The sequence below is a fragment of the Vulcanisaeta sp. EB80 genome, assembly GCF_002078205.2.
Map to the genome: position 1 here is coordinate 17,883 of NZ_LCWN02000019.1, position 15,487 is coordinate 33,369.

17 protein-coding genes are annotated in these 15,487 nt (G+C 46.7%); 12 read left to right on the forward strand and 5 right to left on the reverse strand.

What is annotated here, in order from left to right; genetic code table 11:
• Nucleotides 1–59: 59 nt before the first annotated feature.
• The gene (gene fdhF, locus B7L70_RS05035; RefSeq protein ID WP_081226798.1) at nucleotides 60–2,039 is read right to left on the reverse strand and encodes a formate dehydrogenase subunit alpha; all 1,980 of its coding nucleotides are present in this window, start codon (nucleotides 2,037–2,039) and stop codon (nucleotides 60–62) included.
• A gap of 460 nt (nucleotides 2,040–2,499) precedes the next feature.
• On the opposite strand from fdhF, the gene B7L70_RS05040 reads away from it, so the two are divergent.
• The 4 genes from B7L70_RS05040 to B7L70_RS05055 are packed head-to-tail and all read left to right on the forward strand — an operon-like array spanning nucleotide 2,500 to nucleotide 6,792.
• Nucleotides 2,500–3,063: a hypothetical protein gene (locus tag B7L70_RS05040; RefSeq protein WP_081226799.1), complete on the forward strand. Its 564-nt coding sequence runs from the start codon at nucleotides 2,500–2,502 to the stop codon at nucleotides 3,061–3,063.
• Nucleotides 3,064–3,088: 25 nt separating this feature from the next.
• A complete protein-coding gene (locus B7L70_RS05045) occupies nucleotides 3,089–4,651 on the forward strand; it encodes an APC family permease (RefSeq protein WP_081226800.1) in 1,563 nt (520 codons plus the stop codon).
• Between the two features lie 58 nt (nucleotides 4,652–4,709).
• Nucleotides 4,710–5,948, forward strand: a complete 1,239-nt coding sequence (locus B7L70_RS05050; protein ID WP_202908688.1) for an Nre family DNA repair protein — start codon at nucleotides 4,710–4,712, stop codon at nucleotides 5,946–5,948.
• Between the two features lie 10 nt (nucleotides 5,949–5,958).
• Nucleotides 5,959–6,792 carry a radical SAM protein gene (locus B7L70_RS05055; protein WP_081226801.1) on the forward strand — a complete coding sequence of 278 codons (834 nt, stop codon included), beginning with the start codon at nucleotides 5,959–5,961 and terminating at the stop codon, nucleotides 6,790–6,792.
• On the opposite strand, the gene B7L70_RS05060 is transcribed toward B7L70_RS05055, so the two are convergent.
• Nucleotides 6,793–7,320 (reverse strand): PaREP1 family protein, encoded by a 528-nt coding sequence (locus B7L70_RS05060; protein WP_081226802.1) that lies wholly within the window; start codon nucleotides 7,318–7,320, stop codon nucleotides 6,793–6,795.
• A 132-nt stretch (nucleotides 7,321–7,452) separates the two neighbouring features.
• On the opposite strand from B7L70_RS05060, the gene B7L70_RS05065 reads away from it, so the two are divergent.
• Nucleotides 7,453–8,310 (forward strand): hypothetical protein, encoded by an 858-nt coding sequence (locus B7L70_RS05065; RefSeq protein WP_081226803.1) that lies wholly within the window; start codon nucleotides 7,453–7,455, stop codon nucleotides 8,308–8,310.
• A gap of 20 nt (nucleotides 8,311–8,330) precedes the next feature.
• On the opposite strand, the gene B7L70_RS05070 is transcribed toward B7L70_RS05065, so the two are convergent.
• The gene (locus tag B7L70_RS05070; RefSeq protein ID WP_081226804.1) at nucleotides 8,331–9,125 is read right to left on the reverse strand and encodes a nicotinamide mononucleotide deamidase-related protein; all 795 of its coding nucleotides are present in this window, start codon (nucleotides 9,123–9,125) and stop codon (nucleotides 8,331–8,333) included.
• Nucleotides 9,126–9,191: 66 nt separating this feature from the next.
• Here B7L70_RS05070 and B7L70_RS05075 point away from each other — a divergent pair, with 66 nt between their 5' ends.
• Nucleotides 9,192–9,467, forward strand: coding sequence for a hypothetical protein (locus tag B7L70_RS05075; protein ID WP_238376113.1), 276 nt, complete (start codon nucleotides 9,192–9,194; stop codon nucleotides 9,465–9,467).
• A 2-nt stretch (nucleotides 9,468–9,469) separates the two neighbouring features.
• Here B7L70_RS05075 and B7L70_RS05080 read toward each other — a convergent pair whose 3' ends face one another.
• Complete coding sequence (locus B7L70_RS05080) at nucleotides 9,470–10,228, reverse strand: recombinase family protein (protein WP_081226806.1); 759 nt, start codon at nucleotides 10,226–10,228, stop codon at nucleotides 9,470–9,472.
• Nucleotides 10,229–10,803: 575 nt separating this feature from the next.
• Here B7L70_RS05080 and B7L70_RS05090 point away from each other — a divergent pair.
• Together B7L70_RS05090 and B7L70_RS05095 are read left to right on the forward strand one after the other, a co-directional pair.
• Nucleotides 10,804–11,736, forward strand: coding sequence for a D-2-hydroxyacid dehydrogenase (locus tag B7L70_RS05090; RefSeq protein WP_081226808.1), 933 nt, complete (start codon nucleotides 10,804–10,806; stop codon nucleotides 11,734–11,736).
• 23 nt (nucleotides 11,737–11,759) lie between these two features.
• Nucleotides 11,760–12,065 (forward strand): hypothetical protein, encoded by a 306-nt coding sequence (locus B7L70_RS05095; protein WP_081226809.1) that lies wholly within the window; start codon nucleotides 11,760–11,762, stop codon nucleotides 12,063–12,065.
• Between the two features lie 7 nt (nucleotides 12,066–12,072).
• On the opposite strand, the gene B7L70_RS05100 is transcribed toward B7L70_RS05095, so the two are convergent.
• Complete coding sequence (locus B7L70_RS05100; protein ID WP_081226810.1) at nucleotides 12,073–12,933, reverse strand: TIM barrel protein; 861 nt, start codon at nucleotides 12,931–12,933, stop codon at nucleotides 12,073–12,075.
• A 135-nt stretch (nucleotides 12,934–13,068) separates the two neighbouring features.
• Between B7L70_RS05100 and B7L70_RS05105 the strand changes: the two genes are divergently transcribed.
• From B7L70_RS05105 to B7L70_RS05120, 4 genes are all read left to right on the forward strand, one after another.
• Nucleotides 13,069–13,485: a HEPN domain-containing protein gene (locus B7L70_RS05105; RefSeq protein ID WP_081226811.1), complete on the forward strand. Its 417-nt coding sequence runs from the start codon at nucleotides 13,069–13,071 to the stop codon at nucleotides 13,483–13,485.
• Complete coding sequence (locus tag B7L70_RS05110; protein ID WP_081226812.1) at nucleotides 13,452–13,844, forward strand: nucleotidyltransferase domain-containing protein; 393 nt, start codon at nucleotides 13,452–13,454, stop codon at nucleotides 13,842–13,844. The genes B7L70_RS05105 and B7L70_RS05110 overlap by 34 nt, the downstream gene beginning before the upstream one ends.
• Before the next feature lie 196 nt (nucleotides 13,845–14,040).
• On the forward strand, nucleotides 14,041–14,403 hold the full coding sequence (locus B7L70_RS05115) for a hypothetical protein (protein WP_081226813.1): 363 nt from the start codon (nucleotides 14,041–14,043) through the stop codon (nucleotides 14,401–14,403).
• Between the two features lie 242 nt (nucleotides 14,404–14,645).
• Nucleotides 14,646–15,487 (forward strand): ATP-binding protein (locus B7L70_RS05120; RefSeq protein ID WP_143701543.1); only part of this gene is annotated, 842 nt, incomplete at its 3' end.

Below are 15,487 nucleotides of genomic sequence, written 5' to 3' on the forward strand. Positions count from 1 at the left end.
TAATCCTAGTTTAATTAAGGATTCACTGATTGTTTGTTTTAACTTTAGTGAGGTAGGTCTTATGGATGAATTGGCGTTATGTTAACGACAGTGGACTTATAAAGCGGTATCCTACTCTCCTCATCCAACTCATCACAAACCACATTATTTGTAATGGATAGCGAATTCACCATAAACGCATGACCAACCTTAACATCCCTACTCAACCTAGCCCTAACAATAACCTCGCCACACCCACTAACAACTTTAACCATGTCGCCATCCCTAATACCAAGCCTCCTCGCATCCTCCTCATTAATGTAGACAACCTCCTCAAGCTTCGATAACCACTGCCTACCAGTTAGTGTGTCTGTATTGAAGTGCGTGACCACCCTGCCCGTTATTAGTACCAAGCCATTCCTAACCCTGTCCACGTACCTAACAGGTCTGAAGTGGGCGAAGCCGTCTGGTGTTAGGAACCTATCCTTATACAGCACGAGCTCCCTATTAGGGAATCTACTATTTGCTGAGTGGTCCATTACCTCCTTGATATCGAGACCCCCATACAACGGGACCACCCTCCTCATCTCCTCAAAGACTTCCCTTGGGTCTGTCGGTATCTTGAGCCCAAGGCCCGCGCCCAAATCACTGAGTATCTGCAACGTTGGTTTAGCATCACCAGGCGGGTTCACAGCCCTAAACCTCCACTTGATCAACCTATCCAGTGACACCACGGAGCCTTCCTCCTCAGCCCACATGGCGGTTGGTAGTACGTAGTGAGCATACCTCGCGGTCTCATTCATGAATGCGTCAACCACTACGAGGAGCTCCAACTCCTTCAGTTTCTTAATAACCCTATCCCTATTCGGCAGGCTGTGCGTAACATTGAAGTTGAAGAGTATGACGGCCTTGATATCGTTATCGCGGAGGAACGTGTCTGTAACCGTCAAACCCTTATAGAGTGGTGGTTCGAAACCCCACACACCAGCCAACTTCCTCGCATTCTCCTCATTGATGTCACCATTGGGGAACCTATTTGGCTTTAGTAAATCACCACTACCCTGCACGTTTGATTGACCCCTGAAAACCAGCGGTCCTCCCCCATCAATACCAACATTGCCCGTTAAAAGCATGAGGTCTAGGTATGCCCTAACCGCATTAACGCCACCGCCCTCGCTTAATCCCAATCCCCATGAGAATATCGTGGGCTTTGTTGATATTAATTCGGCGAACCTTACTATCTCATCCTTCGGAATACCCGTTATCTTCTCGGCATCTTCAATACTGTAATCCCTAACAACCTCCCTATATTCCTCGAACCCCTTAGTCCTACTCTCGACGAACTCCTTATCATACTTACCACTCTGGATTAGGTAGTTGGCTACGGCGTTGAATAAGTAAATGTCGGTTCCCTGATTAATCTGTAAATGCATATCAGCGAGTAATCTAACTGTGGGTGTTACCCTCGGGTCGATAACGATAATCTTCGCACCATTCCTCTTTGCCTCGAGGAAGTAATCAACGAGAACTGGGTGGCTCTCGGTTATTGACTCGCCGGCAATGACTATAACCTTAGCCCTGGGAACCTCCTCAACAGATACGCCGGAACCACCTATGCCAACTGTCTCCCTCAACGCCATTGCTGATGGTTCATGACAGACCCTCGCGCAGGAGTCCACATTGTTAGAGCCAAGAAACCTTGCGAGCTTGCCCATTATGTACGTCTCCTCTAGAGTATTTTGGCAACCGCCAAATATGGCGATGGACTTACCGCCATACCTATCCCTAATATCGAGCAATTTCTCCGTAATCTCCTTAATGGCATCATCGTAGCCTATGGTTATGAAATTATCACCAACTCTCTTGAGTGGGTATATTATCCTATCTTTTGAGTAGAGGGATCTGATTGACGATGCGCCCTTACCACAAAGCCTACCCTTGCTCAAAACATGCTCCTTCTCACCAAATACCCTAACAACCTCACCATCCCTAACCTCCAGCACAAGCCCACAGCCAACCCCACAGAACGGGCATATCGTCCTAATGTAGGACGTGCTCATCAAGTATGCATATGCATTCTAAATTAATAAAAAGCACTCATTTATTCATAATTAAATGCATAAGAAATAAGGTTTATATGCATTAACGTGATCCGTGGGAGTTACGGTATCGTTAATCATAGGACCTCCTCTCTAGCTGGTCTTCCTCTTACCCTGAAGCGCGAGGTCTATCGCTCCTTTGTCATTTATTGATTAATTAAAAATAATTTATGAGGATGAATGTGGTGGTGCTAATTTAGCTTTTCTTGGGATGTCGTGGTTGAAGAATTGAATTATTTCGAGACGATTAAAGGCAATGCGAACTCCGTAAACAAACTACCGGCCTAAACTAACCTAGCCCCACACCCAACTCCCAGGGATAGCCCTAGGGGATGTACTCATCGAGTATGTTTATGCATTCTGAATTCATTCTAACTAAATTAATTTAAAATATCAGTTTTTACTGAGATACTTGAATGTGATGGGTGAGAATGAGATCACGTTATTTAGGACACTGGACTTGATGAAAAGGCTTGAGAGGGATTTGGCTGTGTTATATAGTGTTATTGCTGAGGGTGTTCATGATGCAATAATCAGTTCAATAATGAGGAAAATAGGTATTGAATCTGCAACGCACAGTTATATATTGGCACTTATTGAGCCACTCATTAGGGAGTGCCCACCAAGGCGTATTACGGATACTGAGTACCTAATCTCCATACAAAATAATATAGAGGAGGTTCTTAATCATGTTCATGAGATCATGGACTTCGTGAACTCCAGGGTGAAGGTTGGTGGTGAGGAGGTTGGTGCCTTCTTGGTTGAGAAACTAAATGAGCTTGAGGGCTTTGAGTCAAATGCCACTAAGGTATATAGCTTCCTACTCAGGAGTTACCTACCAATAACCAGCACCAGGGTTGATACTAAACGCCGCGCCACGTCAAAGCTCATCGTGAAACTACTCAAGGGGATCGCCGATGATGAGAAGGAACACGGTGAATTATTGATGGTAGTTAACGAATTATTGGGCAGGGGGAAGGGTTAAAAAGTGATGCGACCCTGCCAAACCCGTGAATAAGCCAGGTATTTTCCTCAGAGAGTCAACCGGTCTTGTTAGGGAGATTGGACCATTAACAGCGCTACTCATGAACATAGACTTCATAGCCTTCCCAACAGGCTTCATACTCCTACTATCCAGCACTTTCAACTTCCCAAGAGGAAACCCGATGATCGCCGTGATGATCGCCGCGGTCTTATTCCTACCACTCACTGTGTTGTTGAATAGGGTTGGCATTACCTACTACAGAACAGCGAGCGATTACATCTTCATAACGAGGAACCTAAACCCCTCAATAGGCTTCGCGTCAATGTTCATGTTCACAATAGATCAAATGTTCTTTAACGCAGTACTAACAAGCCTAGGGATAACCGCGGGACTAGCCCCATCACTTTACGCAATTGGGTTGTCAAACCATGATAGGGCGCTTACGGTTATTGGCAGTACCTTAATGAGCAACCCTGTGATGGTATTCATGATTAGCTCTGTGATATTCACGGTACTTATAATCATAAATGCGTTATCGGTGAGGGCAGGTAAATACTTGGCATCCGCCCTGTCCATGTTTGGCCTGGTGGTGTTTGCATTAACCGTGGCATTGACCTACGTGCTAGCGCCACAGATTATCATCGCAATAAATAAGGTTGCCCCAAACGTACTTATGCAAGCTGTGAAGGTCGCTCATTCTCTGCCTAGTTATGGAGCTAGTATGGACACTGTATATCTAATACCGTACCTAGCCTATGTGTTTCCATTCATAAATTTCGTACTATCAATTGGTGGGGAGATGAAGAGGGGTAAGGCAATGCCCATTGCCATATATGGGGCATATGCAGTAAGTGCGGTCTTCCTGGTAATTAGTGTGTGGCTCATTCTTTCCGCAATCAATATTAACTACATAAATGGACTCTTCGCAATATACTACGGATTAGCCCCATCAGTTACATACCCAAGCACACTACCTCCGCCATATCCACAGGCCCTACTAATCCTCGCGATTAGAAACCCGGTGGTTCAGTGGTTGATAGCCCTGGGCTCCTTTGTGTGGTATGTAAACGTGGTTTCCGTATTGATAATACAGATAGCCAGGTACATACTGGCCCTCTCCTTCGATAGGGTATTACCGTCAGCCCTAGCATACGTAAACCCAAAAACCCACACACCAATTGCGGCACACGCTCTAGATTTGGTAGTAACGATAGTGATAATGTATCTATACAACCTAAGCGTTGTGCCGCTCCTCACAGCCACAATGGATGTGAGTACGTTAGTTACGATAATAATGTACTTCATGGTAATCACGATAACGGCAATAATAGTTGGTCTAAGGATTAGATCAATACTTACCGCCGCCCTAGGCACTTACACAACAGTCCTATTCGCATGGATAGCGTATCAAGAGGCTGCGAACCCCCTGGCTTACCTATTCACGCCAGAGATAAATGCATACATAATTGGGTTCTTTGCGACCCTATTCATTGCTGGTTTAATTACGTATCATGCAGTTAGATATTATAGGTTAAGGAGGGAAAACATTGACATAAACCAGTTGTTCAGGGAAATACCACCCGAGTGATTTCAGCAGTGCTTTACTCGAAATGCCTATATATTTCCTAGGCAATCCCTACTTAGTAGTGAAAATAAACCCAGCACTCTGTGTTAGATGCCGAGGGGAGTACAACCTATGCGGACTTAGCTACTGCCCTGTACTCACGGAGTTAAGGGCTAGGTATGTGCTGAGGCGTGTTGGTGGTCGTAGTGATGTTGATGGCTCATCACCGCCAAGCGTGTTCATTGGGCGTATAGGCTACCCAAGGGTCAATATATACCCAGCAACACCACCAATACATGGAGACACGAGAGATTTGGAGGATCCGAAGTCCTGGATCAACATGAAGCTTGAGGACTTTGTATCGAGTAGGTTATCACTAATTAGGGGTTCAGTCAACGTTAAAGTTAATGATGCCAAAAACCCACCTAGGATTCTTCATGACATACAGGTTATGGCATTGTCAGAAGGCCCTGTCGAGTCAGAAATGGCGTTTGAGAAGCCGGTTAGTGGTAGGTATATACTTGATGAGCACTCACCACCTTTCGGACCATCATCACCACTCAAGAGCCTAAAACTATCAACACTACCACCCCCACCAAGAGTTGTGGAAAAGGTTTACGGCGACACAGACCTAAACGCCACCGAGGCGATGACGAGGTTGTATGAATCCGGCGTTGACGTTCACGTGATATCCAGGCTACTGAGTGTTGGAGTCCTTGGCTTGGGCGTCAGGAGAAGGCTTGTGCCCACTAGGTGGGCTATCACCGCTGTGGATTCCCAAGTATCAAATAAACTACTCGATGAGGTGCGCGACTACCCATTAATTAATGAGTACAGGGTGTACGTTAGGAACATTAGGGATAACACGTTCATAGCAATCCTAGCACCGCACACCTGGCTCTATGAATGGGCAGAGGCATGGTGGCCGGGCTCAACCTGGAACCTGTGGGGTGGTGATGTAGTCATCGAGCTTGATTACGAGGGTTACTGGGGTCGTGATGAATACCCATCAATAGGTGGTTGCTATTACGCAGCTAGGATCGCAGTCCTAGAGGTCTTGCGAAGTATGCGTAGGCAAGCTGCGGCGATACTCTGGCGTGAGATTTATCCAGGCTTTAACCTGCCGATCGGCGTTTGGTGGGTTAGGGAGAATGTTAGGGCTATGCTTAATGGCCCTTACGAGAAATTCAATGATCTAGGTGAGGCTTTGACCTACGTGTCGAGGTTCCTCAAAATACCAATCAAGACCTGGATCTCCAGATCCTACGTCATACGCCAACTAACCAAGCAGTCAAACCTCATGAATTGGCTAATGAGGTGATTATAAACCAATGGTTACTCAAACCGTGATAGGCAATACAATAATTAGGGAAATCAGGGTCAAAAATGCCCTCTCCAGGTCAGGCCTGCCCGAGTATGACTATGCCCTAAATCCATACCTAGGATGCCAGCATGGTTGCGCCTATTGCTATGCGATGGAGTTCACGAGAGGAGAGCCTGGCAGGAGGTGGGGCGAGGTTGTTTACGTCAAGGCCAACCTTTTGCAGGTGTTGAGTAGGGAGGTTAGGAGGTTCAAGCCTGGCGTTGTTGGCTTATCAACAATAACCGATCCATACCAACCCGTTGAATCCATATACAAATTATCGAGGCGCTCAATCGAGATACTATGCAACGCGGGCTTCCACGTAAGCATACAGACAAAGTCCGCATTAATCATTAGGGATATTGACTTACTGAGTCGGTGCTCTAGCGATGTTGATGTTGGCTTCACGATAACTACGATGAGGGACACCTATAGGTTGATTGAGCCCATGGCGGCTCACCCAATGGCTAGGGCATCCGCGTTAAGGCGTATCAACAGCCTGGGCATAGAGACCTGGGTATTTCTAGGCCCGATAATACCCGGCATAAACGATAAGAGGGAGGATTACGAACCAATAATAAGGCTCGCGAGAAACACAGGCTCTCAATTGATAATCGATAGGTTTAGACCGAGACCGTTGGTGATCAAGGTAATGGGTAATAGGCTCGGTCCCGTTAATACACCGTCCAGGTCCTGGTGGAGTACAGTCCTTAAGGACGTACTCACCCTATGCCGCGAATACGGCGTAGAGTGTATGAGTGCGGAGGATGAGTGGAGGATGACCAGAAGTAGAAAGCGGTGATTAGGACTTCAATTCATTAAGTAGCTTCTCGGCAGTCCTGTAGTTCTCCTCAATCTCATCGTCCCAATACTTCGATAAGTACTCCTTAACTAACCTAAGTAATTCCTCAGCGACATGTTGGATATCCTTGATAGCCTCCTCTCTCGTGGCATAGTCACTGGCGCCCTTGTATAGGCCGTTGTATGAGTATCTATGGAGGGCGAGCGCCGTCGACGTTAAATCAAGCACCTTATAACCAAGCTCCTCGAGCCTCTGCGATATTCCCTTTAACCCTGTGGTTGGCGCGAGGAAGCCCGTCTTCATGTACCACTCCCTCTCCTTATCATCCCTAGGCATTTTTTCGAGATTCACTGCCACGAGTGCGCTGATCATTGCTTTCCAAGCCATGAATACTTTACTTGCCGCATTCCTACTGAAACCCTCCTTAAGCAGTCTTACAGCTAACTGAAGCTCCTGGAGGCTCTCGATAATCCGAATCTTGATGTAAGCCTCCCTATGCTTCTCAATTAATGGTATTTTGCCCTCCATCCACAAATCATTTACTGATTAATTCGATCCTAAATTAACTTTTGGTTCGGTTAACCCGTCGATTTATATTCCCTTGAGATCTCCTTAGAAACATTTATTAAACAGCTCACCATGTTGAACATCGGCGATTAGGTGGAACAGGTTGGTAATGAGGAGCAAATAATAAGGGAGATAATGAATGCACTGTCGGGCTCCGCCCGTTATATGGCTGATGAAATCAGAAGCAGCTTCTCAAAATACGTCGATATTTACAGAGGCGTTTCAGGCTTTGAGACACAACAGGTTAGCCTCGGCACAGTTGAGGGCGACAAGAGGGTTTTTCTAATTCAATCATCAATCACGGAACCCAACTACAACCCAGGTAATTACCTAGTTAACGCCTTCAAGGGTTTCTTCAATATTAATGAGGACTTTTACCCAACATACCTAATGGGTGGCATTGAATGCTACATGCAATCAACCCCAAGCTCACCAACTGGCGTCAGGGCAAGCGGCTCGATGCTCTCTGTATACAATGGCGTTGAGACTGTTGAGGATAAGGATATGGGGCAGGTAATCTGCGCCAAAAAGGCAAGTATTAGATTCTCCAGCGAGGTTTCCACAGAGGTCAATGTTAACCCAGCCGATATATTCAAGGCATCCATGGACGTGATAAACAACGTTAGAGGCAAGTTCGGCAACATGCGTGACGATTTCGTGAGCACCTACGGTTTTGAACCTGGTGATATTACGTTGACGGGTAACGAAGTCATGCTAAGCACATTATTCGACCTAAACATGTCAAGCACCATGAGGGATTACATACAGAAGGTCTTTGCCAGTGTTGTGCCAAACCAGGTACCAGAGTTGATGGGGTTAGGTTTACTGTGCGGTTCACAGCCAGACTTGGTGTTTTCGTACGATGATTCTGAGAAGATATTAGTGCTAGGGCACCCACACAAGGTTAGCTCTGGGGATTGCCTGAAATACTCAATAATTAAGTACCTGTGATTAATATTGAAGAATAGCGCTTACGCACTTAAAACCTCACCACCCTTCTCCCTTACGGAACTCATTAAATAATTAATTATCCTATTGACTTCGCCCTCGGCAGATTTCACATCCTCAGAGCTAACGTATACATGAATCTCAACCAACGGCGCTTTAATCTCGTGACCCTTAGGATGGCTTTTTATGTAGATCCTATTGCTCATCTTCATACCCCTCTCTATTATCGGAGCCAGATCAGCCTCAGGCACTCCCTTAACCGTTATGGACCTCTCAACAAAGTGGAGCTTAGGGCCTATCTCACGTAGTTTTGGCTCCACGTAATTCTCGAATATACCCATCATCTCTGCCGGGACGCCGGGTAGCGCAATGATTATTGTGTTGCCCTCCTCAACCCATATGCCCGGTGCCGTACCGACAGGGTTAGGCAGTGGCTTAGCCCCCTCAGGCATCTTCGCCTGCTTAAGCCTAGGCTCAGTCAACTCGAGTCCCTTAGACTTGAATGTCTCCACAACCATCCTCAGGGCATCATCGTTAAGCACATACCTCCTATTCAAGGCCTCAGCCAGGTATTCGCTGGTTTTATCGTCAAATGTGGGTCCCAAGCCTCCTGTTGATACAACGACCCTAATGCCCCTCCTTATAGCGTCCCTGAAGACCTCGACCTCATCCTCCTCGCTGTCTGGTATTGTGATGATCCTCTTCACGTCATAACCGAGGAGCGTAAATTTCCTAGCGAGCCATGCGGCGTTCGTGTTCACGGTTTTGCCTATCAACAATTCGTTACCTATCGATATTATCCACGCAGTATAACTCATCAATACAGGGCATGCATGCAGAATTAAAATGCTTTCGCGTACTGCATTACGAGGACATGTTAATAAATGGGTAACCGCACAATAGCTTGGTTGATTATGAGGAGGTTCGCCATAATAATCCTGGACTTAGATGACGTACACCCGGAGGAGGACGATAAGAACCAGTTGGCAAAGATTATTGAGGAATCACTACAGTGGTGGCATGGCTACTTCGGGCAGGGGGATAGGTTAGAGCTGGATAAATGGAGGGTTTATCACATCGAGTGGGGTGATGAGTTGACAGTGGCTAGGGTACTCAACGCCCTTGGGAAGTTCAGGGAGTACATAAAGGGTGAGTTGTGAACTCAATCAATCCTAACCTCATCATATCCACAATTCGGGCAATGCAGTACCTGCTTAATGGCGTACCTACCATCAACCTGAACCAAGGATCTATCCACAACCCTCAACCTATGCAGACACCTGGGGCACGTATAGGCACCCCTAAAGCCGTACTTGCCAAGCACCCTTCTAACCATGTACAAACTAACACCAAGCCTCTCAGCCACAGCCCTCTGGCTCAAACCCTCACCATACAACTTCACAATTTCATTAATCACATCGGCGGGTAACGAATCAACTTTAGACCCAAGCCTACCCTCCCTCCTAAGCCTCTCCATGGCAACCCTAGTTCTCTGCCTAATGAACTCCCTCTCCATGGAAGCCACGAAGGCAAGCACGGTCCTCAGAAACTGCCTATACGTACCATCTAAATTCTGCAAAACAGACTCCTTCTCGCTCGTACTCACTATTAAGAGTCCAAGCTTATTCTCAACGATGTCAAGGAGCCTAAACAACTCCTGGAAATTCCTAACCAACCTAGAGGTCTCATAAACAAGCAAAACCATGGGCCTAGGATTAAAAACACCACCCTCAACATCCCTAACCAATTCCCTAAACGCAAGCCTCTCAAGGACAGGCGAGGCACCACTAACAGCCTCATCAACATAGAACTTCAGTATATCAAAACCCCTAGACCCACCCCAACGTCTCAGGTAATCAACCTGGTTCATGGGGTCCTGCAACTCCGTGGAAACCCTAACATAGGCAATGGCAGGGATCACAAAACCACGAAAACTCAACAAATTAAAACAATTCCCACAGACAAGACACAATAATACACCAACGCAAGAGACCAGCCTTAGCAAAATCCCAATTCCCAATTAAATACTTTCGTGCACCTGCTCTATGGAGATAGAGAGTTTCTCATAGATCTAATGCCGATTCAGCGCACATTAATGAGCGTATACAAAGTACCCTATGAACTAGTTATAAATGGGCACGAGGTCATAATCAAGACACCGCTTACCAGGGATGCGGTCATCAGACCCATAAACACCCTAACCAAGAATAAGTAAGCTAATAATCATCGACGTAAAACCAATGGAGCAACCAACGACATAGTAAACAATCACGCAGCTCTACAATACCTAGGGTATTGATAGGCAGCTCTCATCATACTTCATGCATGAGCACCGTACTATCTTTAGGTTTAAATCATAACGTTCCCAATGCCCTAACATCCATGCTTTTTAATCGAAATAAGCCATAACCATGCTCACGATGTTTGGAACATGGTTTTGCGTATATTGTCTATAAATGAATAATGTTTAAAAGCAATAGCCTATTTAGGGCGTGGATGGTTAGGGTTTTGGTTACGGATCAGGTGGATGAGTACATAGTGAGGACGCTTAAGGATAGGGGTGTTGAGGTTGATTATAGGCCTGGCATTGGTAGGGATGAGTTGTTAAAGGTCGTTCCTGATTACGAGGTGCTTATTGTTAGGGGTAGGACTAAGGTGACTAGGGATGTCATTGATGCTGGCAAGAGGCTCAGGGTTATTGCGAGGGCTGGCGTTGGTCTTGACAACATAGATGTTGAGTATGCCAAGGCCAGGGGTATCGATGTGATTAACGCGCCTGAGGGCTCGACACAGTCTGTGGCTGAGTTGGTTATTGGGTTTATGGTCGTTGCAGCCAGGTTAATTGCCCTGCAGGATAGGTTGGTTAAGGGTGGTGAGTGGCCCAAGGGTAAGTACGTAGGCACCGAGTTGTTTGGTAAGACCCTTGGTGTAATTGGTTTTGGTAGGATTGGGCAGAGGGTTGCGGAGTTGGCGAGGGCTATTGGCATGGAGGTTGTGGCTTACGACATAGTTGATATCAGCAGTAGGGCTAGGGCTATTGGTGTTAAGCCTGTTGGTTTTGAGGATTTGCTTAGGGTTAGCGATGTAATCTCAATACATGTGTCGCTGACACCCAGCGCGAGGCACATGATTGGTGAGGGGGAGTTTGGACTTATGAAGAGGGGTGTCATTATAATAAATGCGTCAAGAGGTGAGGTAATTGACGGTAAGGCTTTGTTGAAGGCCTTGAATGATGGTGTAGTTGCCGCAGCAGCCCTTGATGTGCTTGAGCATGAGCCGCCCGTGGAGGATTGGGAGAGGGAGTTGGTTAATCACCCAAGGGTTGTGGTTACGCCGCACATAGGTGCTGAGACCAAGGAGGCTCAGAGGAGGATTGCCGAGATTTTGGTGGATAAGCTGCTTAGGATTATTGAGGCGAAGCGGATTTAATAAAAGGCGGGAATGAATGTGTAATGAGCAATCAAAACCTCACGGACAAGGTAATACAACAAGTAACTCAGAGGCTAATTGAGTGGGGGTTCACGAACCACCACACCGAGGAATATGGTAGGGAGAAGGTGCTAATTATAGAGTTTAAGGAGGACTTGGCATTATACGTATCAGTGGCTTGTGAGGGGAACGAGTGCAGTGTTGATTACGCGATTGGCGATGAGAACTTCACAATAAGGCCTGAGCACGTAAATGAATTACCAAGCGTTATTGAATTGCTCAGGAAGGTAAATGATGAGATTATGAGGGTGCTAAGGCAGGGGCAGTGATATTAACCTATTGATTTGCCCCAACGATTTTATTACCATACTTAATGAGTATATCCTTCATCCTCAATGCGTCCTTCTCAAGGAGAGGTGATTCATTTATTATCGTTATCTCAATATCCTCACCAGCCAACTCCCTAGCCAGTGGTTCGAAGGGTGGGTTATTCGTATCCATTGGTTCATGCTCGTCAACCCACTCACCATTTTTGTACTTAACGCAGGTAAAGTGGGTGTGCATTGGTTGATCGCCAAAGTACTCCCTCCACATGTTAAGCACAGCCCTGTAATCGATGGAGCCGCCATTCCTCGCATAGACATGCCCCCAATCAATCACGGCAACAACCTGCGGATTATTAACCTCCCTAACGAGCCTGAAGGTCTCCTCCAAACTACCGAACTGGCTCTTCCTAGCCATGACCTCGAGACCCAACCTAACATGCGTAATACCACTCTCACGCATCCAATCCAGGATCCTCAGCACGGCATCCTTAACGGCATTGTAACAGCCCTCTGGACCCAACTTACCGTAGTACGCTGGGTGGAAAACAACAACTGTGGCGCCCATGGTCTCACCCCTATCCAACGATTCCTGTAGTCTCTTGATACTTGCCTCAACCTTCTCAGCCTCCTCGCTACACAGGTTTATGAAGTACGGAGCATGTACAGACAATCTAACACCCAACTCCCTAGCCAACTCACCGGCCTCCTGGGCAGCCTCCCTATTCATCCTAACACCCTGCACGAACTCGACCTCCATTGCGTTAAGCCCAACCTCGCTAACGTACCTAATACCATCCAACGTCCCAGCCGACTTCTTCCTCTCCCTAGCGCCAATCGGCACACCGGCAGGTCCTATGTACACCCTAGCCATCAAGTAACAAACAACCAACTAATTATTAAGGGCTTCCTCATTAATTTATAGATAAAATCAAGTATTGACGGCATAAAAACCATACAGGTAACGGAACAGCACCACTTTTTAACCACGCCAATCCCAGGTTAATTAATGGATTCCAAAGAATACGATAGATGGATGTCCATGGCCAGGAGAACAATTGAATCAGCAAAGCATGACACTGAGGTCGGCGATTACAACTGGGCATGCTTCAAGGCACACCAAGCAGCCGAGTTTGCCATAAAGGCTGCTCTATACGGAATCGGCAGAGCAACGCGGGGACACTCACTAACCCACTTAATCGCTGGACTTAGCAGATTCATCAATGTGCCAAGCGAAGTGATCGACCTATGCAAGCTCCTGGATAAATTCTACGTGACGACGAGGTATGTCGATGCGTGGAGCGAGGGTGTACCCTATGAGTACTTCACGAGGACCGACGCCGAAACAGCTATTAAGACTGCCGAGGACATAATAACGTTCATAGAGGACCTATGGAGAAGGTTATCAAGTGGAGGGAGGAGCTGAGGAGCAGAGCCATTGAGTTGGCTAGACAAGTCGCCGGGAAGGTCCAGGGAACAGTCTTCCTGGTCGGCTCATACGCGAGGGGCGACTTCATGGAGGACAGCGACATCGACGTATTAATCATTGCCCAATTCACCGAGCCACCCCACAGGAGACTCATGAACCTAGACGTGCCGCCGGGAGTCGAGGTGATCGCGTTAACGGTAAATGAGGCACTCAACGCGGTAACCAAGTGCTACCCAATCGCCCAGGACATAGCCCTCGGAATAACATTAAAGGACGACTTAGGCATCGCAGAGAAATTAATAAGTCTCGCCAAGGCATGCACCAACCAATCAATAACGACCACCAACCCCACGTAAACACACAACAACACTACCTATTGGGATTAGGTTTAAGGCTTGACTGTGTGGTATTGCTCTGTGGGTTCTTCAAATGCGGATCAAGAGGGGAGAGTGGTATGGTCTTTATGGCGTCCGAATGATGTGTTAGCCAGGCTGATGGGGTTGATGGGGGGTCATACTATCCATCATAAGTCTCACGGTCCTGCTACCCGACGTGCGTTACGCCATAGCACTCGTCGCAATCCCAATCATAATTATCATAATTGTCATGTCCGTGACGTTGAGCACCAAGGTCAAGGTGACGGAGAATGGGTTGATCATCGAGACTAGGAGTGGGGATGTGGTTACCATACCGAAGGACGGGGTCAAGAGCAAAAATATCCTATGTATCAAGAGGACAGGATGGGGTTTACAACTACGGATTTACCATAAGTCTGTTGATGTCTCCCTCCCACTAAGCCAAGGGCAGTATGAAGCATTAATCAACGCACTGAGGGAGCACTGGAACTGGACACCACCCGTGCTAAGAATTACTACAGAGGAGTATGTGCACCGTGGGAATTTCTCCGTATCCTAGCCTTACGTTCTGTCCGCGGTCTGAGAACTATAATTACAGGAAAAGCGTTTTTTCAAGAGCTCCGTCATTGAGGAGATGGTCTTGAAGGTGCCACTGTACTCTATTAGGTCGGTTATGTGGACCCTAGAGGAACAATAGGCTCTAAGGAATATAGTGAGCCATGAGGGGATACGGACTAGACAAACACACTACATCAACATTTAACAGCTTAAATAAGTGTTTCTCAATCCCTTACTGTAGGTATGAGCAATATTGATAGTATCGCTAAGAAGATAAGCGAGGAACTCCACACAGCGGAGGTTCTACTTGAGGCTACGAAAATAATAATTCACTTCAGGGACAGGGAACAGGAGGTAGCGAACCTCCTCAAGGCAATCCCCAACCGCACCGGCATCAAGGCAATTTACGGACCACACGGAGCAGGCAAATCAACATTACTAAGACTCCTCGTGGACAAAGCGAGAAGTATTGAGGAATTGAGCGATTACGCATTCATAAGGTACGGCTTTGAGGAGAGATTAATCAGGGAGATGCAACTCAGTATTCCAGGGCTTGGCGAGAACGTGCATAAACAACTAATCAATGCACTTAAGGAATTAACCACGGAAGTCGTTACGAGATACGCATCGATATCGCTTGGTGACGTAGTAGGGGTCCTAGTCGATGCCGTTAGCCAACTCGTTGAGGAGCATAGGCTACGTGATAAAACAGTGGTTTTGTTTTTTGACGATGTTGATAAGTACGTTAGGGACTACACGGCGCTCTATAAGGTCGCAAACGCAATAGCAGACCAAATACCCTGGCTATTCATTGAAAAAAGAATCTCAATACTGGTATTCCTCACAGTCAGCGATAACGCAGCAACAAAAACACTCATCAGGTTAGTCCCAAAAGGCGGATACTCACCATACCTCCTATGGAACCTACCGAAGGAAGACTTCGAGAAGGTCGTTAATGAGGTTATAGAGAAAACCGGAGGTAAGGATAATATAGATGCTGAATTACTTTGGCAACTCCTGGGCGGGAACATTAGGGAACTCGGCACGCTCATCAATGATTATGACTGGGACGTAAAGGCATGGCT

What these genes read in the sequence shown, in the direction of transcription:
- B7L70_RS05040 (WP_081226799.1), top strand. Translation starts at nt 2,500, where the DNA reads ATGGGTGAGAATGAGATCACGTTATTTAGGACACTGGACTTGATGAAA.
- B7L70_RS05075 (WP_238376113.1), top strand. Translation starts at nt 9,192, where the DNA reads ATGGGTAACCGCACAATAGCTTGGTTGATTATGAGGAGGTTCGCCATA.
- B7L70_RS05095 (WP_081226809.1), top strand. Translation starts at nt 11,760, where the DNA reads ATGAGCAATCAAAACCTCACGGACAAGGTAATACAACAAGTAACTCAG.
- B7L70_RS05055 (WP_081226801.1), top strand. Translation starts at nt 5,959, where the DNA reads ATGGTTACTCAAACCGTGATAGGCAATACAATAATTAGGGAAATCAGG.
- B7L70_RS05090 (WP_081226808.1), top strand. Translation starts at nt 10,804, where the DNA reads ATGGTTAGGGTTTTGGTTACGGATCAGGTGGATGAGTACATAGTGAGG.
- B7L70_RS05105 (WP_081226811.1), top strand. Translation starts at nt 13,069, where the DNA reads ATGGATTCCAAAGAATACGATAGATGGATGTCCATGGCCAGGAGAACA.
- B7L70_RS05100 (WP_081226810.1), bottom strand. Translation starts at nt 12,933, where the DNA reads ATGGCTAGGGTGTACATAGGACCTGCCGGTGTGCCGATTGGCGCTAGG.
- B7L70_RS05060 (WP_081226802.1), bottom strand. Translation starts at nt 7,320, where the DNA reads ATGGAGGGCAAAATACCATTAATTGAGAAGCATAGGGAGGCTTACATC.
- B7L70_RS05070 (WP_081226804.1), bottom strand. Translation starts at nt 9,125, where the DNA reads ATGAGTTATACTGCGTGGATAATATCGATAGGTAACGAATTGTTGATA.
- B7L70_RS05110 (WP_081226812.1), top strand. Translation starts at nt 13,452, where the DNA reads ATGGAGAAGGTTATCAAGTGGAGGGAGGAGCTGAGGAGCAGAGCCATT.
- fdhF (WP_081226798.1), bottom strand. Translation starts at nt 2,039, where the DNA reads ATGAGCACGTCCTACATTAGGACGATATGCCCGTTCTGTGGGGTTGGC.